The 24,726-nt window shown below is 69.1% G+C and carries 22 protein-coding genes and 1 tRNA gene; 12 read left to right on the top strand and 11 right to left on the bottom strand.

Features of this window, described 5'->3' with window-relative positions; translation table 11 throughout:
• Nucleotides 1-46 precede the first annotated feature (46 nt).
• On the top strand, nucleotides 47-2,086 hold the full coding sequence (locus tag FOJ82_RS13315; protein WP_246099884.1) for an ATP-dependent helicase: 2,040 nt from the start codon (nucleotides 47-49) through the stop codon (nucleotides 2,084-2,086).
• Nucleotides 2,087-2,145: 59 nt separating this feature from the next.
• Here FOJ82_RS13315 and FOJ82_RS16300 read toward each other — a convergent pair whose 3' ends face one another.
• Together FOJ82_RS16300 and FOJ82_RS13310 are read right to left on the bottom strand one after the other, a co-directional pair.
• Complete coding sequence (locus tag FOJ82_RS16300; RefSeq protein ID WP_185975793.1) at nucleotides 2,146-2,307, bottom strand: DUF5679 domain-containing protein; 162 nt, start codon at nucleotides 2,305-2,307, stop codon at nucleotides 2,146-2,148.
• Nucleotides 2,308-2,543: 236 nt separating this feature from the next.
• Complete coding sequence (locus FOJ82_RS13310) at nucleotides 2,544-3,896, bottom strand: zinc-dependent metalloprotease (protein ID WP_143938959.1); 1,353 nt, start codon at nucleotides 3,894-3,896, stop codon at nucleotides 2,544-2,546.
• A gap of 126 nt (nucleotides 3,897-4,022) precedes the next feature.
• Between FOJ82_RS13310 and FOJ82_RS13305 the strand changes: the two genes are divergently transcribed.
• The 3 genes from FOJ82_RS13305 to FOJ82_RS13295 are packed head-to-tail and all read left to right on the top strand — an operon-like array spanning nucleotide 4,023 to nucleotide 8,462.
• Nucleotides 4,023-5,063, top strand: coding sequence for a YlbL family protein (locus FOJ82_RS13305; RefSeq protein ID WP_185975792.1), 1,041 nt, complete (start codon nucleotides 4,023-4,025; stop codon nucleotides 5,061-5,063).
• Nucleotides 5,056-5,580, top strand: coding sequence for a PPA1309 family protein (locus FOJ82_RS13300; RefSeq protein ID WP_143938957.1), 525 nt, complete (start codon nucleotides 5,056-5,058; stop codon nucleotides 5,578-5,580). Before FOJ82_RS13305 ends, FOJ82_RS13300 begins: the two co-directional genes overlap by 8 nt.
• Entirely contained in the window at nucleotides 5,577-8,462 is a 2,886-nt protein-coding gene (locus FOJ82_RS13295) for a UPF0182 family membrane protein (protein ID WP_143938956.1), read from the top strand. The genes FOJ82_RS13300 and FOJ82_RS13295 overlap by 4 nt, the downstream gene beginning before the upstream one ends.
• Nucleotides 8,463-8,474: 12 nt before the next feature.
• On the opposite strand, the gene FOJ82_RS13290 is transcribed toward FOJ82_RS13295, so the two are convergent.
• Both FOJ82_RS13290 and FOJ82_RS13285 read right to left on the bottom strand, forming a co-directional pair.
• Nucleotides 8,475-9,803, bottom strand: coding sequence for a M16 family metallopeptidase (locus FOJ82_RS13290; RefSeq protein WP_143938955.1), 1,329 nt, complete (start codon nucleotides 9,801-9,803; stop codon nucleotides 8,475-8,477).
• Nucleotides 9,800-11,074 (bottom strand): M16 family metallopeptidase, encoded by a 1,275-nt coding sequence (locus FOJ82_RS13285; RefSeq protein WP_143938954.1) that lies wholly within the window; start codon nucleotides 11,072-11,074, stop codon nucleotides 9,800-9,802. The genes FOJ82_RS13290 and FOJ82_RS13285 overlap by 4 nt, the downstream gene beginning before the upstream one ends.
• A gap of 175 nt (nucleotides 11,075-11,249) precedes the next feature.
• Between FOJ82_RS13285 and FOJ82_RS13280 the strand changes: the two genes are divergently transcribed.
• A complete protein-coding gene (locus FOJ82_RS13280) occupies nucleotides 11,250-12,089 on the top strand; it encodes a DUF2470 domain-containing protein (RefSeq protein WP_143938953.1) in 840 nt (279 codons plus the stop codon).
• Between the two features lie 10 nt (nucleotides 12,090-12,099).
• Here the strand turns inward: FOJ82_RS13280 and FOJ82_RS13275 are convergent, their stop codons facing one another.
• The 3 genes from FOJ82_RS13275 to FOJ82_RS13265 form a co-directional block, all read right to left on the bottom strand.
• Nucleotides 12,100-12,384 carry a DUF1540 domain-containing protein gene (locus tag FOJ82_RS13275; protein WP_143938952.1) on the bottom strand — a complete coding sequence of 95 codons (285 nt, stop codon included), beginning with the start codon at nucleotides 12,382-12,384 and terminating at the stop codon, nucleotides 12,100-12,102.
• 168 nt (nucleotides 12,385-12,552) lie between these two features.
• Nucleotides 12,553-13,530, bottom strand: a complete 978-nt coding sequence (locus FOJ82_RS13270; protein WP_143938951.1) for a CAP domain-containing protein — start codon at nucleotides 13,528-13,530, stop codon at nucleotides 12,553-12,555.
• A gap of 77 nt (nucleotides 13,531-13,607) precedes the next feature.
• Nucleotides 13,608-14,549 carry a T3SS (YopN, CesT) and YbjN peptide-binding chaperone 1 gene (locus FOJ82_RS13265; RefSeq protein WP_143938950.1) on the bottom strand — a complete coding sequence of 314 codons (942 nt, stop codon included), beginning with the start codon at nucleotides 14,547-14,549 and terminating at the stop codon, nucleotides 13,608-13,610.
• Nucleotides 14,550-14,709: 160 nt separating this feature from the next.
• Between FOJ82_RS13265 and FOJ82_RS13260 the strand changes: the two genes are divergently transcribed.
• Entirely contained in the window at nucleotides 14,710-15,993 is a 1,284-nt protein-coding gene (locus FOJ82_RS13260) for an AI-2E family transporter (protein ID WP_221933160.1), read from the top strand.
• 42 nt (nucleotides 15,994-16,035) lie between these two features.
• On the opposite strand, the gene FOJ82_RS13255 is transcribed toward FOJ82_RS13260, so the two are convergent.
• Nucleotides 16,036-17,016: a winged helix-turn-helix domain-containing protein gene (locus FOJ82_RS13255; protein WP_143938949.1), complete on the bottom strand. Its 981-nt coding sequence runs from the start codon at nucleotides 17,014-17,016 to the stop codon at nucleotides 16,036-16,038.
• Between the two features lie 119 nt (nucleotides 17,017-17,135).
• Here FOJ82_RS13255 and FOJ82_RS13250 point away from each other — a divergent pair, with 119 nt between their 5' ends.
• Nucleotides 17,136-17,531, top strand: a complete 396-nt coding sequence (locus tag FOJ82_RS13250) for a DUF4267 domain-containing protein (RefSeq protein WP_143938948.1) — start codon at nucleotides 17,136-17,138, stop codon at nucleotides 17,529-17,531.
• A gap of 130 nt (nucleotides 17,532-17,661) precedes the next feature.
• Here the strand turns inward: FOJ82_RS13250 and FOJ82_RS13245 are convergent.
• The 3 genes from FOJ82_RS13245 to FOJ82_RS13235 all read right to left on the bottom strand — a co-directional run bounded on the left by FOJ82_RS13245 (nucleotide 17,662) and on the right by FOJ82_RS13235 (nucleotide 19,586).
• Nucleotides 17,662-17,735: transfer RNA gene (locus FOJ82_RS13245), tRNA-Met, on the bottom strand.
• 28 nt (nucleotides 17,736-17,763) lie between these two features.
• Complete coding sequence (locus tag FOJ82_RS13240; protein WP_143938947.1) at nucleotides 17,764-18,477, bottom strand: trimeric intracellular cation channel family protein; 714 nt, start codon at nucleotides 18,475-18,477, stop codon at nucleotides 17,764-17,766.
• 5 nt (nucleotides 18,478-18,482) lie between these two features.
• The gene (locus FOJ82_RS13235; protein WP_185975791.1) at nucleotides 18,483-19,586 is read right to left on the bottom strand and encodes an FUSC family protein; all 1,104 of its coding nucleotides are present in this window, start codon (nucleotides 19,584-19,586) and stop codon (nucleotides 18,483-18,485) included.
• A 228-nt stretch (nucleotides 19,587-19,814) separates the two neighbouring features.
• Between FOJ82_RS13235 and FOJ82_RS13230 the strand changes: the two genes are divergently transcribed.
• From FOJ82_RS13230 to FOJ82_RS13210, 5 genes are read left to right on the top strand one after another with little or no spacing between them, the layout of a single operon-like run.
• The gene (locus FOJ82_RS13230) at nucleotides 19,815-21,335 is read left to right on the top strand and encodes an ABC transporter substrate-binding protein (RefSeq protein WP_143938945.1); all 1,521 of its coding nucleotides are present in this window, start codon (nucleotides 19,815-19,817) and stop codon (nucleotides 21,333-21,335) included.
• An 11-nt stretch (nucleotides 21,336-21,346) separates the two neighbouring features.
• Nucleotides 21,347-22,309 (top strand): ABC transporter permease, encoded by a 963-nt coding sequence (locus FOJ82_RS13225; RefSeq protein WP_143938944.1) that lies wholly within the window; start codon nucleotides 21,347-21,349, stop codon nucleotides 22,307-22,309.
• Nucleotides 22,306-23,115 (top strand): ABC transporter permease, encoded by an 810-nt coding sequence (locus tag FOJ82_RS13220; protein WP_143938943.1) that lies wholly within the window; start codon nucleotides 22,306-22,308, stop codon nucleotides 23,113-23,115. Before FOJ82_RS13225 ends, FOJ82_RS13220 begins: the two co-directional genes overlap by 4 nt.
• Nucleotides 23,112-23,939 carry an ABC transporter ATP-binding protein gene (locus tag FOJ82_RS13215; RefSeq protein WP_143938942.1) on the top strand — a complete coding sequence of 276 codons (828 nt, stop codon included), beginning with the start codon at nucleotides 23,112-23,114 and terminating at the stop codon, nucleotides 23,937-23,939. Before FOJ82_RS13220 ends, FOJ82_RS13215 begins: the two co-directional genes overlap by 4 nt.
• Nucleotides 23,936-24,715, top strand: a complete 780-nt coding sequence (locus FOJ82_RS13210; RefSeq protein WP_221933159.1) for an ABC transporter ATP-binding protein — start codon at nucleotides 23,936-23,938, stop codon at nucleotides 24,713-24,715. Before FOJ82_RS13215 ends, FOJ82_RS13210 begins: the two co-directional genes overlap by 4 nt.
• Nucleotides 24,716-24,726 lie beyond the last annotated feature (11 nt).

Here is a 24,726-nt window from a genome sequence, read left to right as displayed (position 1 = left end):
TCCGGCCGCGGCAGGACCTGTCAGCGGGGTGGCCCACAATGGGCCTGTGACAGATCCGATCCTCGACGTCCTCGACCCAGACCAGTTGAGAGTTGCAACCACATTGGAGAGCCCGCTCGTGGTGCTGGCCGGCGCCGGCACCGGCAAGACCCGTGCCATCACGCACAGGGTCGCCAACGCGGTCAGGGAGGGCCGCTACCTGCCGAGCGCCACCTTGGCCGTGACGTTCACCACCCGCGCCGCGGGGGAGATGCGCAGCCGGCTCGCGGGGCTCGGCGTGAGGGGGGCGCAGGCGCGCACCATCCACGCCGCCGCGCTGCGGCAGTGCCGCTACTTCTGGCCGCAGACCTTCCGCACCGAGTTCCCGGCCGTCGCCGACAACACGTTCTCGTTCGTGGCGCGGGCGGCCAACCAGGTGCTCGGCGGTGCGGAGACCGCCCTGGTGCGGGATCTCGAGACGGAGATCTCCTGGGCGAAGTCGAGCAACGTGGCGCCCGCCCGGTACGCGGAACTGGCAGGGCCCAACGGGCGGGACGTCTCGGGAGCCACCCCAACCCAGGTCGCCGCGGTGATGGTCAACTACGAGAAGGCCAAGTCCGCCGCCGGACTCGTGGACTTCAACGACGTGCTGCTCTGCGCCGCAGCGCTCCTGGCCGAGTACCCAACGGCAGGGGAGGCGATCAGGGAGCAGTACCGCCACTTCATCGTCGACGAGTACCAGGACGTCTCGGCCATCCAGCACCGCCTGATCTCGTTGTGGGTCGACGGCCGCAGCGACGTCTGCGTGGTGGGAGACCCGAACCAGGCGATCCACTCCTTCGCGGGGGCTCGGGCCGAGTACCTGCTTGGGTTCGCGGCGGAGCACGACGCCGAGCAGGTGCGGCTCGTGCGCAACTACCGTTCCACGCCCGAGATCCTGCAGGTCGCCAACAAGGTGCTGCGCCTTGGTGCCGCGGCCGACGCGGCGCTCCGGGCCACGCGCGGTTCGGCGGGTGCCGCGCCCTCCTTCCACTCCGAGGGCAGCGAGGCCGACGAGGCGGCCGCGGTCACCGACTGGTTCAGGACCCTGCACGCGCAGGGCACGCCGTGGTCCGAGATGGCGGTCCTGTTCCGGATCAACGCGCAGGCGCCAACCATCGAGGCGGCGCTCGCCAACGCCGCAATCCCGTACTCAGTGCGCGGCACCGATGCCTACTACCAGCGTCCCGAGGTCCGGCAGGCTGTTCACGCGCTGTCGGCGGCGGCGGCCCGGGAACCCACGGCGGAGCCGGTGGCGCTTGTCGGCAGGTACCTGGAGTCCACGGGGTGGACCAGCGAGCCGCCGTCGGGCATGGGCCGCCAGCGGGAGCAGTGGGAGTCCCTGAACGCGCTGAAGGACATGGCGGTGGCGGAGGCCGAGAGCAGGGTCGGATGGACGGCGGCTGAGTTCAGTGCCTGGCTCTCGGAACGGGCGGCCTGGGAGGAGTCCCCGGTGGCTGAGTCGGTCACGCTCACAACGATGCACGGCGCCAAGGGCCTCGAGTGGGACGCGGTCGCCGTGGTCGGAGTCCGCGAGGGGCTGGTCCCGTTCGCGCTCAGCACGGAGGAGCCCGCACTGTCGGAGGAACGCCGCCTGCTCCATGTCGCGCTCACTCGCGCCCGGACGCACCTGAGGGTCTCGCACCCCACCTCGGCGGTCAGGGGGAAGGCCGTCCGCTCACGGTTCCTGGACGGTGTGGCCGCCACCCAACCGGCGGCGCGACCCGCCACCGGCGGAGCGTCCTCACCACGTTCCCGGCGCTGCTCCGTGTGCGGTCACCCCGTCACCACGGGCGCCGAGCGCAAGCTGTTGAGGCATCTCGACTGCGTCGTCGAGTACGACGAGGGGCTGCTCGAGGCGCTTCGGGAATGGCGCACCAGGACGGCCGCCGTAGCATCAGTACCGGCGTTCGTGGTCTTCACCGATGCCACACTGCAGGCGGTGGCGGAGGCGGTGCCGAGGGACCGTGCCGAACTGCTGCGGATTCCGGGGGTGGGGGCGGTCAAGGCGGACCGCTACGGTCCGGGCGCCCTACAGGTCATCTCCGACCACCTGGCCGGGGCATAGAAAACGGGAGCGGGCCGGTGATCCGTCACCGGCCCGCTCCCGTTGAAGTCCTGTGGGACTCAGGCCTTGCCGAGGATGCGGTTCAGGTTGGTGCCGCACACGGGGCACTTGCCCTTGGCCATCTTCGTGCCCTTGGCGTTCACGACGACTTCACCGGTGGCGTCGCGCTTCTCCTTGCACTTCACGCAGTAGAACGAGCCCTCGTAGGTCTCTGCAGCCATTGTTCCTCCTAGATTGTTTTTAGTACCTTCGCCCCGGTCACCGAGGCGAGTCCTGTGCAACTGTAGCCGTCCGGGGGTGAATTACGGCGCAACCCGGGCCGCCCAATTCAACTTGCCGTCCCCGTGAACGTAGCGAGAGTCCCGTTGGCTGCACTCGCCTTCCCCTGCGCGTGCTTCCTTCGGGACCCTCGGTAGACGAGTCTGTCGGGACTTGAGTGCCCGCGTCAAGTGGTTCGTCAGTTTCCGCTGTCACCGAGCAGTTTTCGCAACTCCACGTCCAGTTCGTCCTGCTCTGGTTCGGCGGACGTCTCCTTGCCGTAGGAGAGCGGATCAGCGAGATGCCCCGCGGTGGGCAGGAGGTCCGGGTGCTGCCAGACCGCGTCGCGGCCCTCGGCTCCACGCTCGTGCTCGATGGCTGCCCACAGGTTCTCCGCGTCGCGCACCACCCGTGGGCGCAGGTCGAGGCCCAGCAGGTTGCTGAACACGTCCTTGGTCGGTCCGCCGGCTGCCCGACGCCGGCGCACCACCTCGCTCAGCGAGCCGGCGTTGGGCATCCAGGCCTCCGTGGCGCGGAAGGTGACGTGGTCCACCCAGCCCTCGATGAGGGCCAACAGCAGTTCCAGCCGCCCGAGGATCTCCAACTGGGTCTCGGTGCTCGCGGGCTTGAAGAAGGAGCCCCGGACCCGTTCACCGACGGCGACGATGTCCTCCAGCGAGAACTGCTCCAGGCTGGAGGGATCCAGTTCGGAGGAGATGGCCTCGAAGTCGATGACGATCTCGCGGGCGTAGTGGGCCAGCAGCGCGTTGAGCTGTGGGCCCAGCCACGTGACGTGGTGGAACAGCCGGATGCGAGCGGCCTCGCGCAGCACCAGGTAGAGCAGTACGTCGGCCTCGGGGATCTCGAGGTCCCGGGTGAACTCGGCGACGTTGCTCGGCAGGATCGTGACGCGTGCCCGGGGGAGGAGGTTGATGCCGATCTCGGTCCCCGTCAGGGTTGAGCCCGCCACCTCGGCGAGCACCTTCTTGAGGCGGTCGCGATAGATCAGGGAGGCCGACTGCTTCATCATCGGGGCAAGCATCGACGTGAGCGCCCCCAGCTCGGGCTCGTCCTCGGCCATTGCGCCACGGCCCAGAGCCTCGGCCAGCCCGTTCATGATCGGTTCCACGATCTCGCGCCAGCCGGCGCTGGTCTCGTCCAGCCAGTCCTCCCTGCGCAGGGTCTCCGGTGGCACCCCGGTCTCGGGGAAGGAGGTCTTGGCGGAGAGCCAGCTCTGCGCCAGGCGTTCGGCGTCCACGATCGCGTGGCTCTCAGAGGAGGTGAGCGCCGGATCCGGGCCGAGTCCCTGCGTCAACTGCTTCGCCGAGGTGATCGTCGTGCGCCAGGCAGCGTCCGGGTCGCGGTCGGCGTTGGTGAAGCCGAAGCCCACGCCCCCCGCGGCCTGTGCGCGCGAGAACTGTTCCATGAGCTTGGAGAAGTCAATGTCCCCGGCGCCGCTCATCCCCAGTTGTTCGAGCAGCTTGCGGAGTTCCTCGAAGTCGAATCCTCCGAAGCCCCCGGGCGTTGGTCCGGACGTGTCGCCGCCTGACATGGTGGGTCCCTTTCCTCGGCTGTAGGAACCATTGAACAACACCGGTCAAACACCTGCCCAATGGCACTTCCTCCATGGTTGGTACGCTTGGCCACTGTCGGGTGTCGGCGGTTGAAGGGAGGCTCGATGTCGCGCAACGTGGTGGCCATCGTCTCCTCTATCCTCTTCGTCGTACTGGCGGCGCTGATCGTGCTGGTCCCCGTGCCCGTCGTCACCTGGCGGCCGGGCGAGACCATCGACGTCCTCGGCGCCGACGAGGACGGCCCGCTGCTGCAGGTCAACGGGCTCGAGAACTACCCCACCCGCGGTGAGCTCCGCCTCACGACCGTTTCGCGCTCCAGCGTGGACGCGTCGGTCAGTCTCCCGGAGGCGCTGATCGCGCACCTGGCACCGGACTCCGAAGCGCTGCCCCGCGACGTCGTCTACCCGCCCGGAAAGTCCAACGAGCAGGTCCGGGAGGAGGCCGTGGCCTCCATGGACAGCTCGCGCGACCACGCCGTCGTGGCGGCGCTGCGGGCCGCCGGCCAGCCGGTCACGGAGATGCCGATGGTTTCCAGCGTGGTGCTGGCAGGTCCGTCCAATGGGAAGCTCCATGCCGGGGATCTCATCGAGAGCATCGACGGGCAGGTCGTCTCCACCCGCGACGACGTCGCAGAGGTCATCCGCAACCGATCGGTCGGGGACCCCGTCGTGTTCAAGGTGGTGCGCGACGGCGCCCAGCTGACGGTCAGCGTCGTGACCACGGCGAACGCCGACTCGCAGCCCTACGCCGGCATCGGCGTGGACGTGGGGTATCTCTTCGCGCCGCAGGTCGAGTACCGCATCGACCCTGCGGTCGTCGGTCCCAGTGCCGGGCTCGTGTTCAGCCTCGCCATCTACGACAAGATCACCGAGGGCAGCCTGATCGGCGACCACGTCGTGGCCATCACCGGAGAGGTGGACGCTTCCGGCAAGGTGGAGGGGATCGGTGGCATCCGCGCCAAGATTCGCGGCGCCGAACGTGCGGGCGCGACCATCTTCGTGCTGCCCATGGAGACCTGCAAGAACATCGGTGACTTCCGCACGGACCTGCGCCTGGTCCCGGTGGACACCCTGAAAGATGCCATCGCTGCGCTGCAGTTGATCAAGGAAGGCCAGTCCGACATGGAGGTACCCACCTGTGAGTGAGCCCGATTCCAGCAGGCTCGTCGCCTGTCTCGCCGACATCGAACGTCACGTCTCCGACAACGGTTGGGACCAGCCCGCGCGGCTCTTCGCGCTGGTGACCACCGCGTCCTTGCTCGAGCTGGAACCCCAGCTGCGCGGACGCGTCCCTGAGGCCATGCCCGACGCGCTCACCGCGATCGAGCAGGAGAACTTCGCGGCGGGCAACGACGTCTTCGACCGGCTCGCCGGCATCTACTGGCCGGAGACGGTCGACGGTGCCGCGATCGCGATGGAACGCTCATTCCTGCCCCCCGAGTTCGAGGACGAGATCCCCGAGGAGGTGGATGCCGCCGTCGACTTCGTGCGCAAGCACCCCAAGCGCACCGACGTCCGAGTGGTGGTGGGCGTCCAGCGCGACGGCACCCGCCACGGTCTCGCTCGACTCGTCTCCAATCCCGACGACTTGCTCGGAGCCGATGACTTGGTTCCCGGTCTCGCCGATGCCCTCCTGGGCACCTTCGAAGGAAAGCCGCAATGACAACCTCCAGTGCACACGCCCCCGATGACCAGCAGAGGCGGGGAGCCTTCCTGCCCGCCATCATCGTCCTCGCTGTCGTGGTGGCGATCGTGGTCATCGCCTCCCGGGTGTGGACCGACCTGCTGTGGTTCCGCAGCATCGAGATGGGCACCGTCTTCACCACCCAGCTCGCGGCGCAGGTGGGGCTCTTCCTGGTCTTCGCCCTGATCATGGGTGGCCTCGTGTTCGCGGGGCTGGCCATCGCCTACAGGCTGCGTCCCCGGGTTCGGCACGCGAACCTCGACTCGGAGATGCTGGTGCAGCTGCGCGACGTGCTGGACAGGCGCTCCACGCTCATCATGGCCGTGCCGTCCGCGGCACTAGGGCTGCTCGGCGGCGCCGTCGCGGCCAGCGCCTCCTCGCTGTTCCTCGCCTGGATCCGGGCGACCCCGTTCGGCGAGACCGACTCGGTGTTCGGACTCGACGCCTCGTTCTACGTCTTCCACCTGCCGTGGTGGCGATTCGTCCTCGGGTACGTGACCTTCGCGTTCGTGCTCGCCCTGCTCGGCGCGTTGATGGTGCACTTCCTCACGGGATCCCTGACCTCAAAGGCACTGCGGGGGCTCGGCAACGTGTCGCTGGCGGGCACCAAGGGCGGGCTGGCCGCGCAACGCCAGCTCTCGGTGATGCTCGGGGTGGTGCTGCTGCTGTTCGCAACCTCCCAGGTGCTCGACCGCTACTCGCTGCTGACGACCACCAACCACCTCTTCACGGGTGTCGCGTTCACCGACGCGGCATCGCGCATCCCCGCGCACCTGATCGTCGCGGTCATCGCAGCGATCTGCGCCCTCGTGTGCTTCTACAACGCGTGGCGGGTGCGCTGGAGCGTTCCCGGTGTGTCCATCGCCCTGCTGGTGGTGTCCTCGCTGATCCTCGGCATCGGCTACCCGTGGTTCATCCAGACCATCGAGGTGGACCCGGACGAGCCGGACAAGGAGCGCCCCTACATCGCAGCCAACATCGAGGCGACCAGGCACGCCTTCGGCATCGGCGAGGTGGAGATCACCGACTACGAGGCGACGACCACGGTCAGCGCCGGCCAGCTCCGCGAGGACGCCGCAGCACTGCCCGCCATCCGGCTGATGGACCCGGCGGTCATCCCGCCGGCGTTCGAGCAGCTGCAGCAGGTCCGTGGCTACTACGCCTTCCCATCCACCCTCGACGTCGACCGCTACACCATCGACGGCACGGAGGCGGACGCCGTCGTGGCCGTCCGTGAACTGGACCTTGCCTCCGTGGAGTCCGGTGACACCTGGAACAACATGCGCACCGTCTACACCCATGGGCACGGTCTGGCAGCCGCCTACGGCAACCAGCGCCAGTCCAACGGCGAGCCGGTGTTCTTCTCCGGCGGCATCCCGACGGTAGGAGTGCTGCCCGAGCACGAGCAGCGCATCTACTTCGGCGAGCGCTCCACGCACTGGGTGGTCGCCGGTGGGCCCGACGGTGCGGAGCCCGTCGAGCTCGACACCCCGGGCGGTGGCGAGGGTGGCATGGAGTCCAAGAACACCTACCAGGGCGACGGCGGCGTGCCGGTCGGTGACTTCTTCACGAAGTCGCTGTTCGCGATCCGTTTCGGAGACGTCAACCTGATGCTCTCGGACCGTGTCAACGAGGAGTCCCGCCTCCTGCACAACCGCGTCCCCGCGGACCGCGTCCAGGAAGCCGCACCGTGGCTGACGCTCGACTCCGACCCCTACCCGAGCGTCGTCGACGGCCGCATCGTGTGGATCATCGACGCCTACACGTCCACGGCCAACTTCCCGAACTCCACGAGGGTGGACTGGGCCCAGGCCATCTCCGACACCCGCACTGCGGCCGACAGGCTGCTGGTGGGGACGCAGGTCAACTACGTTCGCAACTCGGTCAAGGCCACCGTCGACGCCTATGACGGCACTGTGAAGCTCTACGAGTGGGACGAGAACGACCCGATCCTGCAGACCTGGGACAAGGTGTTCCCCGGCGTGGTCACCCCCAAGGAGGAGATCTCGCCGGACCTGATGGCACACCTGCGCTACCCGCAGGATCTCTTCAAGATCCAGCGTCAGGTGCTGGGCCGCTACCACACCACCAACACCAACACGTGGTACCAGGAGTCGGACATCTGGGAGGTGCCCAACGACCCGGTCGCACCTGGCCAGCAGCCCACCCAGGAACCTCCCTACTTCCTGACCATCCGTTGGCCGGGCGACACCCAGCCGCACTTCGCCAACACCACCGTGTTCGTGCCGCGAGGCCGCGAGAACCTGTCGGTCTACATGTCGGTCAACGCCGACGCGACCAGCGACAACTACGGCCAGATGCGTGCGCTGAAGCTGTCCGACACCGAACAGATCGCCGGTCCCGGACAGACCTTCAACGCCATCACCACGAACGAGGCGGTGGCCGAGAGGCTCCTGCCGTTCAACCGGCAGGAGGGTGCGACCGCGATCTACGGCAACCTGCTGACCCTGCCCCTGGGCGGCGGCCTGGTCTACGTGCAGCCGATCTACACGCAGAACGACGCCTCGGGCTCGTACCCGGCGCTGCGCTTCGTGGTGGTGCGCTTCGGCGAGCACGTGGGCATCGGCAACACACTGCAGGCCGCGCTCGACCAGGTGTTCCAGGGTGACGCAGGAGCGGACACGGGCGAGAACGTGGAAGAGGAGGAGATCGATCCCGAGGAGCCCGGCAGCGTCCTGGTCGGGGCCGAGCGCGCCAAGGAACTCCTCGCCGAGGGCATGCAACTGTTCATCGAGGCGGACCAGGCGCTCGCCGAGGGTGACCTCGGCACCTACCAGTCCAAGAACGAGCAGGCTCGCGCCACGATGGAGGAGGCGCTCACGGCCCTCGAGGAGAACTGACCGACCACAGGTTCAGCCGGCGCTGTCGAGCACGACGGGATCCAACCCGACGGCTCGCAGCGCCGGTTCCAGTTCCGAGGCGTTGCCGCTGACCGCGATCGTGACCCGGTCCGGACGCACGTGCTCTCGGAAGGCCGCCGTGACGTCGGCCGCGGAGGGCTCCTCCAGCCGTTCGAAGTGCTCGTTGACGAAGGTGGGGTCCTCGTCGGCCGCGGCCAGCACCGACGCCTGTCGGGCGATGTCGGATGCTGTCTCGTTTGCCAACGGGGCCACCCCGAGTAGGAAGGCGCGGGCGTCGGAGACCTCAAGCTCCGTGAACGGGGCGTGGAGTTCAAGGCCCTGCAGGATCCTCGCGACGGCATCGGCGGCAACCTCGGTGCGGAAGCTGCTGCCTGCGTTGAACTGGCCGTCGCTGCGGCGGGCGCCGAAGCCGCCCTGCACGCCGTATGTGTAGCCCAGACGCTCGCGCAGCTCCAGGTTGAGCCGGCTCGCGAACGCCCCGGTGATGGCGTGGCCGGCGAGCTTGAGGGCCGCCCAGTGCGGATGCCGACGGCCGGGCGTGAGGCAGCCCACCTGCACCGTTGCCTGGACTGCGTCGGGCATGTCCGCGATGACCACGGAAGGCGCCAGCGGCGGCGCGGCCGAGCGGGGTGCGGCCGTTCCGCCCACGGGCCACGCGCCGATGGGTGCCAGCACCTCGTCGACGTCGACGCTCGAGAGGTCCCCGGCCAGGATCACGGTTGCCCCGTCGGGGATCCAGTGCCGCTGGTGCCAGGCCACGACGTCGTCGCGCCTGATGGCGGCCAGCGTCTCGGGCGTGCCCGCCGCGGGGCGCCCCTCGCGGGCGTCGCGACCGAAGAGGGCCGACCTGAAGGCACGCTTGGCCACGGCGCCGGGGGAGGCCTCGAGGGAGTCGTGGGTGGCCACCTGCAACCCGACGTGGTGCGCCACGTCGTCGGTCGTGTAGGCGGGGCTCGACAGGACCTCCGCGAACAGGGTGGTGACCTCTGGCAACCGGTGTGCCGGCGCGTCGGTACCGAGCCGGGTGCTGGTCTGGAGGGTCACCCCGTGCACCGACGCCCCCTGCAGTTCGAGGAGTTCGGAGATCCGGCCGTCCGGGTGCGCAACGGTGCCCTCGTCGATGGCGGTGAGCGCCACGGTGGCGACGCCCTCCAGCCCGCGCGGCTCGGCCGCGAGCGGGGTGGGCAGGACGAGCTCCAGCGCGGCGACGTGCTGGCCGGGCAGGTGGAACACCTGCGCGCGCATGCCGTTGGGGAGAGTCCGGAGTTCGGGCGTGGGAAAGTGCCAGCGCTGCGCGAGGTGCACGGTGGGGCGGTTCATCGGGAGCTCTCCTTGGCGAGGTAGTGCAGTTCGCTCGGGGCGGGCCCGAGGTGTTGTCCCACGACGCGGCGAACGTCCTCCGGCGTCAGTGCGGCCAGTTCGGCGAGGCGGAGGTTGACCCGGGTGGGGTCGCCGTGGGTGAGCCACGAGTCGTTGATCATGTCGGCGCGGGCCTCGACGGTGGCGAGGTCCAGCAGCCAGTCCCGCTCGAACTGGGCCCTCGCGCGGGCGAGCTCCTCCTCGGTGGGCCCGGTGACGGTGAACGCAGCCAGTTCCTCCCGCAGCGCCTCGGCGACGGCGTCGGTCGGGACACCGTCGGCCGGCCGCGCCAGCAGGGTGGCGACGGAGCCGGCCCGCAGGTGGAGCAGCGAGGCGCTGTGCACCTCCTCGGCGACGTTGCGGCTGCGCACCAGCGCCCGGTGCAGTCGGGAGGTGTGGCCGTCGGTCAGGATGGCCAGTGCGATGTCGAGGGCCAGTTGGTCGACGTGCGCCGCGGGTGGGGTGGGCCAGGAGGCGTACAGCAACGAGTGGGGGACGTTGCGCGAGACGCGGGTAACCATTGGCGCCGAGAGCGCGGGGGGCGCCTCGGCGTGCTGGGGGCGGGGGAGCGCCGGCAGCGATCCGAAGTGCCGCTCCACGAGTTCGATGGCCTGGTCGACGGCCACGTTGCCCGAGAGCACCAGCCGGGCGTTGGAGGGCCGGTACCAGGCATCGAAGAAGGCCTGCACGTCGCCGAGGCCGGCGTCGTCCAGGTCCTGCATGGATCCGATCGGCAGGTGCCCGTACGGGTGGGTGGCATCGAAGTGGTGCGCGACCAGCAGTTCGAACAGGTCGCCGTAGGGCTGGTTGTCGTAGCGCTGGCGCTTCTCCTCCTTGACCACCTCCACCTGTGCGTCGAAGTTCGCCTGGGTGATGGCGAGGGAGTCCATGCGGTTCGCCTCGAGCCACAGCGACAGCTCAAGCGCTCCCACCGGGACCGTCTCGAAGTAGTTGGTGCGGTCCGTCGACGTGGTCGCGTTGACCGAGCCCCCCACGGCCTCCACGCCGGCCATGTGCTCGCCGCTGGCCACGTCACGAGACCCCTGGAACATGAGGTGCTCGAACAGGTGCGCGAAGCCGGACCGGCCCGGCTGCTCGTCGTAGGAGCCGACCTCGTACCAGAGGTTGACGGCCACGGCCGGCGCCTGCGGGTCAGGTTGGACACAGACCTGGAGACCGTTGCCGAGCGTGTGGGTTGCCAGCTCGTAGGCGAGCTCCGGGCCTGTGGTCATCGACACTCCATGTCATTGCGTACTCGGTCCAGCCCACCGGGTGAACCACTTGAGCCGCGAGTCTAGCCACACCGCGGCAAAGGCTGGACCGTGCCGGGCCCGACGCGTTGTTCCGCATTCCGGGACGCTCGTGACTGGTTTGCCTCGCAGTCTTCAATTTGACAAGCTGGGCATCGTGAAATTCGACGACACGTTGAGCCCCGAGGGTGTTGATGCCCAGACCATGCATCGCCGTGCGGTTTCCGTGGCCAACAGGCTGCTGGGCGGCAGCGGCCGGGCGGAGCTCTTCGCGTTCCGGGCGCAGCCACAGCACTCGATCCCGGTGCTCGCGCACGGCACGCTCCCCGATGGCACGTTCGTCGTCGCGGCATCCATCTCGAACGATGGCGTCGGCGCTGGCGAGCAATCGTTCGACGTGAGGCTCGACGTCGAGAAGGATGCGCCGGAGGCCACGCTGCGCATTCGGGCGGCCACCATGCACGCATTGGGTCGACTCACGTGGGTCGACGAAGAGTTCTCCTCGGGGCCGACGATGGCCGGGCAGCTTCCCGAGCTGGTGGCAGGCCTGGCAGGGATGCCCGGTGTGCGCATCGGGACGGTCGAGTTCCCCAAGGTCCTGCTGCACGACTGCGCAGGGATCATCCCCCTGACCTCGACCGAGATCGGGACGGCAGGCAAGACGGAACCGTTCCCGCAGTTCGGGGAGGAGCTCTCGGCGGCCGAAGCCGTCGCCTCCATGGCTGTGGCGGAGTGGGTCGAGGTCATCGAGGCCGTGCTGACTGGCCGCCTGCCCGGAGAGGAGCTGACCCGGGTGCACCTGCCGACCGGTTGCGCCCACACCCTGGGGACCGTGCGTTGCGTCGACGTGGACGCAACGGGCGTCACGGTGATGCACTTCACCGCCATGGACGCCACGACGGTTTTCGTTCCATTCGCCGCGCCAGTGGCCGACGTCGACGGGCTCCGGGCGGGGCTGGAAGCGCTACTGGCCTCCAGTTTGGCGCCCGCCTTCTGAGTGCGGCGGCTCAGACCGGGGCCACCTCGTAGGTCGTGCAGACGGCGGTGTCGGTGACGGTGATGTCGGCCGCGGTGCACATCAAGTCCTCGTTGTGGACGCACTCGAGGCGCTGGCAGGCGCCGACGGCTCCGTTGGCCACAGGCAGCCCGCCGCGGGCGTCGAGTGCCAGGAACGTGCCGCAGGTGGCGGCGTGGGCCGAGCCGGCGATGGTGATGGCGCCGGCCGCGCAACCGTCCTGGTTGTAGGCGCACGTGGTGGCAGCGCATGACTTCACGGGTGTGAGAGTGGGCATGTTCCCCGACCTTTCGTTAAGTGGTCGTCGTCGACTCGTTGGGCACCACCATACGCCTCTGACTAGCCCATCTCCAGCAAGTGGAGCCTAACCAAAGCGTTTCCGAATGCATGATTACGTTCCTCTGCTGTTGGCAAAATGTGTCGCCGGTGGCCAGAGCGGCCTTGGTCACTCGAACCGCACGATGTTGTTGAAGACCCACTTGTTCTCGCGGGTGTAGGTGTAGCCGCCACCGGACCTTGCGACTGCCCCCAGCACCGTCGCCCAGGTGTAGCTGCGGCAACCGTTTCGTCCGGTGGCCGCGGTGTCGCACTCGGTGCGCCAGCGGCGACCGTCGTCTGCGGTCCACGAGCCGTCGTGGCCCAGCGGGTTCTGGCGCCACAGCGAGCGCTCGCTTGGCAGGTAGGTGAGGTTGTTGAACGCCCAGCCCGTGACGCGACTGTAGGAGCCGTTGGCGTAGCGGACCTGCGTGGCGACGATTTCCGTGCGGCAGCGGGTCGTCTGCGAGTAGGGCTCGCACGTGGTGTTCCACTCACGCCCGTTGACGTGGTGGCGGCCGGGGGTGGTGTATACGTCGACGTCCGATGCCGCCGGGGTACCCGCCAGCAGTTGCGCGCCGTTGGCGTAGGTGGTGCCCAGGCCCGTCAGGTCTCCGCCCCAGAAGTTGACGGTGGAGTACATCCGGCCGCCGGGGGAGCGGGACCAGCCGATCGCGATGTGGTTGAACTCGGGGGTCAGGATGTTGTCCCGGTGGCCCTCCGACTTCATCCAGCCCTCCATTGCGGCGCTGGGCGTGCCGAGGGAGCCGCCTCCCCAGTACAGGTTCTCGCCCGCGCTGTTCGCGCCCGGCCACGCGAGGAGCGAGAGGTCCTGGTGCTCCAGCGGCGCGTCCGCGTCGGCGAGTTGGTCGTTGTACGGCTGGGAGAACTCGACGGCGAGGGTGGGGGAGTAGCGCAGGGGGCCGAGGCCGTGCTCGGCCCGGATCGTGTTGTGGAGGTCCAGCAGTTCGGCGATCTGGGTCCGGTAGGTGGCTTGTTGCTGTGCCGGTGGTGGCGCGGCTGCTGCGGGCAGGGGAGTGGTTCCGCTGCCGAGCAGGCAGAGGAACGCGACGAACAGGGGGATCAGCGTGCGCGTTGCGGCCTTCATGGGGCACCATTCTGGGCGCCGAGGGGTCCAGGCCCGTGCCCGGCGCAGCGGTGGTGCGTTCGCCTGGGCGAACGCGGTCAGTACGTGCGGCCGCCGGTCCGTCTCGCCAGGGCGTGGCGGTGGGTCAGCAGGATCTCGAGAAACTGCTGCAGGCTTTCTCGGAAAGCGGGTTGGTCGAACGGGTCGGTGGGGATGGTCCCGCTGACCCAGATGTCCCGCCGGGCGACGTGCCAGTCCAGCCAGCCGTCCCGGTTGAATATGCGGATGTCGGTGCGTGCCTCGCTCGGTGAACTGACATCCCGAACCACCCGCGCGGAAAGCCGCACCGAGGTCTGGTCGTCGCTGACGCGCACGAAGACCGGTTGGCGCTGCACGTAGAGGGCGAAGTCCACGTGGATGTCCGCGCCGTGCCCGACTGCGGCCTCGACCAGACTCATCAGGTCCTGGGTGGAGGTGGTGACGATGGGCATGGGTGGGCCGTCGTCGGGCTCGGTCGCTTGCGCGAACCGGATGCTGGCGCGTGCCTCGACGGGCACGTCGTCGGTGGCGAGGAGACCGAGGCGACTCGCGCCCGGGACGGCGTGGCCGTCGCCGCGGTAGGTCAGGAGGTCGGGGTGCGCGACCCGGTGGCAGTGCCGCAGCGCCCAGACGGCGTCCGCAGCCAGTTCGGCCAGTTCGCCGATCGGCCTCTCGGTGGTCCACCGTGTGCCGGTCTCCTCTCCCACGTACCAGCCGCGGCGTCGCAGGCCTGCGAGGGCGGCGTGCGCGTTGCCGCCGGCCGTCGCGTGCAGGAGCCTGTCGTCGCCATCGGTGGCCAGTTCGAGGTAGCGCCTCGCGGTGCCGCGTCCAAGGGCGGGGCCGGCGAGTTCCAGCACTAGTGTGTTGCGGCCGCGATCCCGAACCATGTCGGCCAGGTGCTTGATGAGGGCCGCCTCGAACCTGCGCCAGACGGCGTCGAGGGCCCTGATCTCGTCCGCGTTGACGAGATCGGGTGTTTCTCGGTCGTGGGTCTCGGTCATGCCTGCCTCCCCTCTGGGCACGATTGTCACCTGCGGCGCGGGCCAATCGATGCAGGTCGGCTCCGGGCGTGTCGCACGACGGGAAGTGGCGGCTGGACCACCGTGGACTTGCGCGCCATGTGAGGATTGGCGGCAGGACCCGTCTACAGGAGGCCAGCTCGTGACCACCCAGCAGGAAAACCGACCCGACGACGTGCAGCCCGCGCCAGAGGGCGGGGGTTCGGCCGAGGCGACCGGCCCGGACGCTTCCGGGGTCGCCGTCCGGAGCGCAGCCGCGCGGGCCGTGGGGGCGTGGAGTGATCCGCTTGGGCGTGCCGGTGCCCGTGCCGGGCAGACCCTGATGATCGGCGCGGTCGCGGCCGCAACCATCTGGCTGCTGTTGCGCGTCAGCCTGGTCGTCGTGGCGGTGCTGGTGGCGCTGATCCTCGCGGCCGCGGTCTCGCCCCTGGTCAGGTGGCTGGTGTCGAAGGGTTGGACCCAGCTGCTGGCCACCGTCGCCGCGTTCCTCGGGATCCTGCTCCTGCTCGGTGCGACGGTCACGGGAATCGTGTTCGCTGTCCGGTCCGAGTGGGACGACCTGGTGGCCTCGGCCGACGACGGCTGGCAGGCGCTCAAGGGCTGGGTCGCCAGCCTCCCCCTCCCGGTCGACGCCGCGGTGGTCGACGACGCCCTCGGCCAGATCACGGACCTGGTCATGAGCGGCAGCCTCACGAGCGGGCTTGCCAGCAACACCCTCAGCGGCCTGTCCGCCGTGACCCAGTTCCTGACCGGCCTGGTGCTGATGGCCGTCGTGCTGTTCTTCCTCCTCAAGGACGGCGGCCAGATCCTGAACTTCGGCCTGCGCTGGTTCTCCGGCAAGACCCGAGTCAAGCTCGCCGAGTCAGCGGAGCGCTCGTCCGGGGTGCTGGGCGGCTACGTGCGCGGTACGGCCATCATCGCCTTCGTCGACGCCGTGCTGATCGGCGTCGGCATCGCCATCGTCGGCGTGCCCCTCGCACTGCCCCTGGCCGTCATCGTCTTCGTCGGCGGCTTCATCCCCATCATCGGCGCCACCGTCGCGGGTGCGTTGGCGGCCATGGTGGCGCTCGTGGCAAACGGCCCGGTCGAGGCGCTCGTGGTGCTGGCCATCGTCATCGGGGTGCAGCAGTTGGAGGGCAATTTCCTGCAGCCCGTGGTGATGGGCCGCACCCTGAGCCTGCACGCCCTGATCGTGCTGCTCGCCCTGACCATCGGCACCATCGTCGGCGGCTTCTTCGGCGCGCTGCTCGCGGTACCCTACACCGCTGTCGGCTGGACCCTCGTGCAGATCTGGTCCGACCGCTACCAGACCGGCCACGACGAGGTGCTGGGAGACGACCCGGTCAGCCCGCCGGCCCGGAAGAAACCCACGAGCACGTCGTCACTCCTGAGCCGCTCGCTCGAGAAGCGCCGACGCCGCGGCTGAGCGTTGCGCTCGGCACAGTCCCCGATCTCGGCCGTGGATGCCTCAGTCGGCCTTGACGGTCCCTCGTCCGGGTCCGCCACCGAGAAGGACACGTCCGGAGGCAGACAGTTCGTGGATGGCTGTCCGGCCTGATCGGCTGGTGTCGATCAGGCCGGCGTTGCGCAGGACCGCCAGATGTTCACTGGCGGTGGGGGCTGTGACGTCCACGAGCGCGGCCACCACACTGGTCTGCAGTGGGGTGACGGCAATGGCCGCGAGGATCTTCGATCGCGTGCGGCCCAGGAGTTGCTCGAGGGACGCCGGCGGGACGGGCCTGGACCAGAGATATCTTCCGGGGGCGGGGTAGCAGATTGCAGGACCCCAGTGGTCAGAGGTGCTGCACTGGACCCGGTCAGTGATGAACAGGGAGGGGATCAGTACCAGGCCGTCCGGGCAGGCGGAATCCACGTCGACGCAGGTGTCCACGGTGAGCGTCGACTCCCGATACTCGACCGAGGGATGGAGTCGGCCGACCACGGATCGCAGGCCCTCGCGGCTGGTCTGGAGGGCTCGGTCCAGGAGTTCCGCACGCAGGGCCTGCCGCATCGAGGGCCATTCCGGCTCCACTGCGGCCCTCGACAGGCGCATGATCGCGCCGGCGGCCTCCACCTTGGTCCGCTCCGGACTGCCGGTCAGACGCTCGGCGGCCTCGCCCGAGCGGCCCCGGAATGCGTCGACCAGTTCGGCGTGGACCTGGTCTGTCGGCGTTGCCAGCAGTGCCTCCACACCCTCCTCGAAGGTGGGCTCAGGGTGGGGAGGGGGCGGATCCAGGAAATCGGGACGGTACGCCCCATCTGACATGAACACCGTCAAGGCAGACAGGTCGACGTCCTTCAGACGATGTCGTCGGCGGCGCAGCCACGGCTCGTAGACCCGATGCCGCTGCGGCTCGGTGAGCAGCCGTGCGAGGCTGACGACCTCATGGATGGGGGACATCGCCCACCGCACTCCGGCCGCCCCTGCCCCCAACTGATAGCGGATCACGCATCAAACGTTAGGCCACCGCCGAATTGAGCGCGAGGGTGGCGGGTGCGGCTCCAAGCTTGGGGCGTGGAAAATCCACCCCGTGAAACGGGTCCGATCCCGGGCAAGGAGCCTTCAACATGATGGAGATCACAGCTACCGTACTCGCCGGCCTTGTCGCCGCTGCCGTCATCCTGATGGGTTGTCGTGCCTTCTGGGCGCCGGAGGGAGCTGTCGCGTTCGGCATTCCCGGCACACCGGCAAAGGACCGCGCCTTCCATGCGTGGATCGCCGTGAAGGGGGTCCGTGACATCGCCTGCGGTGTGTTCCTCGCGGTCCTGCTGCTCCTGGGCCCCGCCCCTCTGATGGGGTGGTTCATGCTCATCGCGGCGGGCATCCCGGCAAGCGACGCCGTCATCGTTCTCCGCAGCCGCGGGCCCAGGGCCGCGGTCTACGGAATCCACGGTCCGACTGCGCTCACGATGCTGGGCATCAGCCTGCTGCTCCTGGTCGTGCAGCCGAGTCCCATCCTGTGAATGGGGCCAAAACGTGTCGGGGTACCCCTCCCGCAACGCCTTCAACGCTTTCGCTAGAACTGGCTTGGCTGCTGCGGGCAAGAAAGAACCCCCTGACTAGGCTGAGTGCCTTGTCAGGGGGCCATTCTCGTAGCGGGGACAGGATTTGAACCTGTGACCTCTGGGTTATGAGCCCAGCGAGCTACCGAGCTGCTCCACCCCGCGTTGCCTGATCAACAATACACGATGCCTGTCAGGGGCCAAAATCGTGGTTCGGGCCGGGTGCCTCGTCGGGGTCCTCGTAGTCCCTTCGACGGAGCCGACGCAGCCGGGCCGGGCGGAAGGTGACGTCGGCCGGACCCGGGAGTTGCCAGTTGCGCCAGCGAGCCACCAAACCCAGCGCGGTGGCGGTGAGGATCGCGACACCCATTCCGAGAGCGGGTCGTCCGTAGTGCTGCAGTGCGACCATTTCGAGCGCCGCCAGCACGCCGATCGTCGCGTAGATGGGCTTGCCGCCGAAGATCGCCGGCGTCTCGTTGACCAGCACGTCCCGGAGCATGCCGCCGCCCACGGCCGTGATCACCCCGAGCAGGATGGCCGGGATCCAGCCGAGGCCGGCGGCCAGCGCCTTGGACGCGCCGGTGGCGGACCAGCATCCCAGGGCGATGACGTCGACGAGGCTGAGCGCGCGTCTCGAGATGGGCCCGTCCAGCGTCAGCAGGTAGGCGATGACCGCCGCGGTCACGGCACCGCCCAGGTAGAGGGGGTCGGTGAGCGCGACGGGTCGTGCGCTGAGCATGACGTCGCGGATGATGCCCCCGCCCAGCCCGGAGACGATCGCGAGGAATAGGAAGCCGATCAGGTCGAAGCGCCTCGCCCGCGCCACGGCACCGCCCAGGAGGCCGTTGCCGACGACGCCCGCGACGTCGGCGATCCGGAACAGCAGGCTCGGGTCCCAGCCCTCCATCGGCCTCAGTCCTCCATCTGGGGGACCATGTCCCGGGCATCGGTGTACTCGACGCCGCACAGCTCGAGCAGGTCCACGAGCATGGAACGCACCTGGGCAACGATCACCGTCGAGGACAGGTTGGGCTCCAGCGCGACCTTGGACGAGGCGACGCCGACTGCGGCGATCTCCTCGATCTTCGAGTCGGGCCGACGTGCGGCGAACAGCTCGGCCGCGGAGTCGTCGGTGACCTCGGCGAGGCGGGTCAGCAGTTTCAGGTGGGCCTTGGGGATCTGCTCGCCTCGGTAGACGCCCATCGCGGCGCGCCGGGCGAGGACCCGCAGGTTGCGCGTGAACCGGTCGAGGGGGACGGCCACGTCCGCTATCTCCAGCACCTTGTGGCGACGGTGCCGCAGGAACGGCGAGGTCCGCACCACCGCAACCCCCTCGTTCACGAGCGTCGTCAACTCGGACATCTGGGCCTCCGTCGCGCGCGCCCGCTCCAGCACCTCGGCGGCGGCCTCCTCGTCGCGTTCGGTGAGCGCGATCACCATCGCGCGGATGGCCGAGGCCGTCTCGTGGAGCACCTTCGCCGCCTGGATGCGCGGCTTCTCCACGAGGCTGACAGGGGCGACCGTCGCGAACAGCAGCGCGACCCCGCAGCCGACCAGCGCGTCGGACCAGCGGGAGAATCCCGCGTCGAGGCCCGGTGGGATCGTCAGGACCACCGACGCCTGCACCGCGGCCTGGGTGACCATCAGGGTGCGGGCGCCGAGCCAGGTGGTGATGGACATCGCGGCGGCGATCACGAGCATGATCTGCCAGACCCCGGTGCCGAACCAGACCCAGAACAGGTCGCCGAGCGCCACCCCGACGGTGACCCCGACGGCGATCTCGAGGGCGCGGAACAGCCGCTGGCCGAACGAGAACCCCAGGCACACGATGGATGCCACGACGGCGAGGAAGGGCTGCTCGTGGCCCAGCAGCGTCTGCGAGATCCACCAGGACAAACCGGCCGCCAGCGAGATCTGGATGATGATGAACAGGCGGGAGCGCCAGCGGTTCACGCGCTTGCGCTGTGAGCGCCAACCCCGCCGGGCGGCACGTTCGCTGAGGTCGAATGCGCGCACCGAGGCGTGTTGGATTCCCCTGCCTGTGGCCTGCCAGGAGAACCCGCGTTGAGTTGGTTTCTCGCTCACAGTTCAGCTCCAGGGGTGGTGCACGAAACACCGGCTGCTCGGGAGGCCCGTCCGGCGTTGACGTGACCAGCCTAGTGCAGCGTCGGCGCCGATGAACACGGCTGCACGGAGCCCGCAGGCTAGGATGAGCGGCGATCCACCCACCTGCAAGGAACGTGAATGAACCCTCGTCGTCGCATCGCAGCACTGACCAGCCTCCTGGTGGTGCTCGCCATGGCACTGGTCGCCTGCACACGTCCGGACCAACTCCCGGGGGAGCCGGAGCCGGTCGTGCTGAACATCGGCGCGACCCTGGAGCCGACCGGCCTCGACCCGTCGACCGTCAGCGGGGCCGGGACGTCCTACGTGCTGCTGTACAACGTGTACGAGACGCTCGTGAAGCTGGACGAGGACAACCAGTTGCGGCCACTGCTGGCCAGTGAGTGGACGGTCTCCCCGGACAACCTCACCTACACGTTCCAGATCGACCCGAATGCCCACTTCGCGAGCGGGACCCCCGTCACCGCTGACGCGGTCGTGACCTCGTTCGAGCGTGCGATGACCGACGACAGCATCACCAGCCTCGTCAGCGGTGGGTTCGATCCCGTCGAGTCCGTCGAGGCGCAGGACGACGATACCCTCGTGGTCACGCTGGACCGGGTCAGCCACGGCTGGCTCTACCAGATGAGCGGCCCGGCCGGCATCGTCTACGACCCCGATGGCCTCGAGACGCTGGACACCCAGCCCGCCGGCTCGGGTCCCTACCTGTTCGACTCCTGGGACACCGGCTCCAGCATCACCCTCGCCACCAACCCCGACTACTGGGGCACCGGCCCGCGCGTCGACGGTGTCGTCTTCCGCTACTACGCCGACGCGAACGCCATGAACACTGCGATGGTCTCCGGTCAGCTGGACGCCATCTCCAACCTGACCATCCCCGATGCGCTGCAGCTGTTCGAGGACGAGAGCCGGTTCAAGGTCACCGAGGGCCTCACCCACGGCGAGGTGGTGCTGGGGTTCAACCACGAGAACGAGGCACTGTCCGTGCTCGAGGTGCGACAGGCCATCAACCACGCCATCAACCGCAAGCAGTTGCTCGCAACGGTGTGGGGGAGCAAGGGCGAACTGATCGGCTCCATGGTCCCGACCTTCGACCCATGGTTCGACGGCTCCCTGGTGGACCACTACGACTACGACCCGGAGCAGGCCCGTGAGCTGCTCGCCGAGGCGGGCTACGCGTCCGGGCTCAGCCTGCGGCTGCGCATCCCGACGCTGCCCTACGGCCCCAGCTCCGCGCGTGTCATCACCGACCAGCTGGCCGCCGTCGGCATCACCGTCCAGGTCGAGGAACTGCAGTTCAGCGCGTGGCTCGAGCAGGTCTTCACCAACAAGGACTACGACATGACCATCGTCGCCCACGTGGAACCCCGCGACATCGGCCAGTTCGCCAACCCCGACTACTACTGGAACTACGACAACCCCGAGCTCGCCGAGGCGATCGCAGACGCCGACGCAGCGCCCACGGAGGAGGAGTGGATCGACGGCATGCGCACCGCCGCCCGCATGCTGACCGAGGACGCCGCCGCGGACTGGCTGTTCCTGATGCCCAACATCGTGGTCACCACCACGGAGGTCTCCGGCATCCCAGTCAACGCCGCGAGCCTGGCGATCGACCTGACCGCCGTCGCCACCAGCCGCTAGCCAGACAGCTCGTGTCCCTCCTGCGCTCCCTCGGGCTGCGAGTCCTCGGACTGCTCGCGAGCCTGCTGGTGGCGTCAGTCCTGATCTTCCTCACCACCAATGCCCTGCCCGGCGACATTGCGCAGGTGATCCTCGGCACGAATGCCGCACCCGGCGAACTGGAGGCGCTGCGCGAGCGCCTCGGCCTGAACCGACCCCTCACGGTGCGCTACCTCGAGTGGATCGCAGGCGTGGTGCAGGGCGATTTCGGGACCTCCATGATCTCGGGCAGGGACGTGGTCGGCCTGATCGCGCCCAGGCTGGAGGTCTCCGTCTCGCTGACAGTGCTCGGCATGCTGCTCGCAGTGGCGCTGTCCATCCCGATGGGTGCGTTCGCCGCGATGCGTCGACGCCGCACCAGCGGGTTGGTGGTCTCCACGATCAGCCAGGTGGGGCTCGCCGTCCCGTCGTTCTGGGCCGGTATCTGGCTCGTCATCATCTTCGCCGTGTACCTGCGCTGGTTCCCGGCCGGGGGCTACGTCAGCATCTGGGTGGACCCGCTGCTGTGGGCCTGGCACCTGGTGCTGCCCGTGACCGCGCTCGCGATCGTGCAGGCCAGCCTGCTGTCCCGCTACGTGCGCAGCTCCGTGGTCGAGGTGCTGGGTGAGGACTGGTTCCGCACGGCACGCTCGATCGGCTGGTCACGGGTGGGGGCGCTGCTGCGGCACGGCGCCAGGAACGCCGGCATGAGCCTGTTGACGGTCGTCGGGCTCCAGCTCGCGACGGTGCTGGTGGGAGCCATCATCATCGAGCAGGTATTCGCCATGCAGGGACTGGGGTCCCGCCTGCTGCTCGCGGTGAGCCAGCGCGACCTCGTCGTCGTCCAGGCCGTGGTGCTGCTGCTCGTGAGCGCCGTGCTGGTGATCAACTTCCTCGTGGACATGACGTACCAGGTCCTCGACCCCCGGATCCGACGCGTTGGGGAGGCGGCATGAAGCACTCGAGCCTGGCTGTCGGTGGCCTGCTCATCGGCCTGATCGTGGCCACCGCCGTCGTCGGCCTGTTCTGGATGCCGTTCGACCCCAACGCGCTCGTCGGTCCCCGCCTGCAGGCACCGGGGTGGCCACACGTTCTGGGCACCGACGCGTTCGGCGGCGACATCGCCTCGAGGATCATCGACGGCGCCAAGCGGTGCCTGCTGATCGGCGTCGTGTCCGTCCTGGGGGCCGGCGTCGTCGGCATCCCCGTGGGTGTGGTGGCCGGGATGTCGCGATCTTGGTTCGGCGACGTGCTGGCCCGCGCCGCGGACATCCTCTACGGCTTCCCGGCGCTGCTGCTCGCCATCCTGTTCGCTGCCGCGCTGGGCGGCTCCACGTGGACGGCGATGGCGGCCATCGCGATCGCGACGGTGCCCGCATTCGTACGGATCGCGCGCGCCGCCACCATGCAGGTGATGGGACTCGGGTTCGTGGAGGCGGCGCAGCTGTCGGGCACGCCCACGTTCCAGGTGGCACTGCGCCACGTGCTGCCGAACATCGCGCCCGTCCTCGGGGTGCAGGCCTCGGTCAGCGTCGGCCTGGCCATCCTCGCCGAGGCAGGGCTGTCCTATCTCGGGCTCGGCTCCGGGCAGGACGAGCCCACGTGGGGCAGGATGCTCAGGGAGGCCCAGGACCAGCTGTTCAACGCCCCGCTGATCGCGCTCTGGCCGGGTCTCGCGATCGCGCTGGCCACCCTCGGGTTCAACCTCCTCGGTGACGGACTGCGAGACTTCCTGGACCCCCGCCTGCGGGAGATCGCATGAGCCACCTCGAGGTCACGGACCTGACCATCAGCTTCGGACGTCGCCGCAAGGTGGCGGTGGACCACGTCTCCTTCACCCTCGACAAGGACGAGCGGCTCGGCATCATCGGCCAGTCGGGGTCCGGCAAGTCCGTCACCTCGCTCGCCGTCATCGGCCTGCTGCCGGACAACGCCCACGTGTCCGGCTCCGTGCGGCTCGACGGCCGCGAGCTCGTGGGGATGCCCGAGCGCAAGCTCCAGGACCTGCGCGGCGACGAGGTCTCGATGATCTTCCAGGAGCCGATGACCGCCCTCGACCCCACCATGAAGGTGGGCCGCCAGGTCGGTGAGGTGGTTGCGCTGCACCACTCGGAGCGACGCGGCGGCATCCGTGCCGAGGTCATCGACTGGCTCGGCCGCGTGGGCATCCTGGACCCGGAGCGGATCGCCGAGTCCTACCCCCATGAGCTCTCCGGCGGGCAACGGCAGCGCGCCCTGATCGCGATGGCGCTGGCCAACCGGCCCGGCCTGGTCATCTGCGACGAACCCACCACCGCGCTCGACGTCCTGGTTCAACGCCAGATCCTCGACCTGCTCGACGTCGAACTCCGGGGGCGGGCTGCACTTTTCGTCTCCCACGACCTGGGTGTGGTCAGGCAGGTGTGCCAGAGGGTCGCGGTGATGCTCGACGGCCGCATCGTCGAGACCGGTCCGATCGAGCAGGTGGTCGCGCAGCCGCAGCATCCGTACACCAAGGGGCTGATCGCCTCGGCCAGGATCGGCGACGTGCCGCCGGGGCAGCGGCTGCCCACCGTGGCCGACTTCTACGAGGGGGCGGCGGAATGAACGCTCCGATCCTCGAGCTGCGCGGCGTGGACGTCACGTTCCGCCGGCGCGGCGAGGTGTTCAGGGCCCTGCACGAGGTCGACCTGGCGATTCACCGCGGGGAACGGATCGGTATCGTCGGCGGCTCCGGTTCCGGCAAGACAACCATCGCCCGCACGCTGCTGGGCCTCGTGCGCCCCAGCGCCGGGGAGGTCCTGTTCCGCGGCCGCAGGATCGACGGCCTCCCGGAGCGCCAGCTCGCAGACCTGCGGCAGGGGGTCTCGATGGTGTTCCAGGACCCCAACTCCTCGCTCAACCCCCGAATGAACCTGCGCGGCATCGTGGGTGAACCCCTACGCTCGCCCCTGCTGCGGGCGCGCGGCAACCTGCCCCCTGACACCGATGTCACCGTCGAGGCGGTGTTGGCATCCGTGGGGCTGGACGCGGAGGTGCTGCGACGATTCCCGCACCAGCTCTCGGGCGGCCAGCGGCAGCGCGTGGCCATCGCTCGGGCACTGGTGAGCGAGCCCGACGTCCTGATCGCCGACGAGCCGGTCTCGGCGCTCGACGTGTCAGTGCGCGCCCAGGTGCTGAACCTGCTCTCCGACGCTGTCAGCGAACGCGGGCTGGCCCTCGTGCTCATCTCCCACGACCTGGCCGTCGTCGGGCACCTCTGCGACCAGGTCGTGGTCGTCGAGCGGGGACGGGTCGTGGAGAGCGGTCCGACGCGGCAGGTGTTCGACGATCCCCAGCACCCGTACACCCATGACCTACTGGCTGCCAGCCTTCCCATCTGATTCCACCGACG

Source organism: Tessaracoccus rhinocerotis (assembly GCF_007197885.1).
GTDB classification, from domain to species: domain Bacteria; phylum Actinomycetota; class Actinomycetes; order Propionibacteriales; family Propionibacteriaceae; genus Arachnia; species Arachnia rhinocerotis.
The sequence above is the reverse complement of the archived record's forward strand: the minus strand, read 5'-3'. Positions and strand labels throughout refer to the sequence as shown.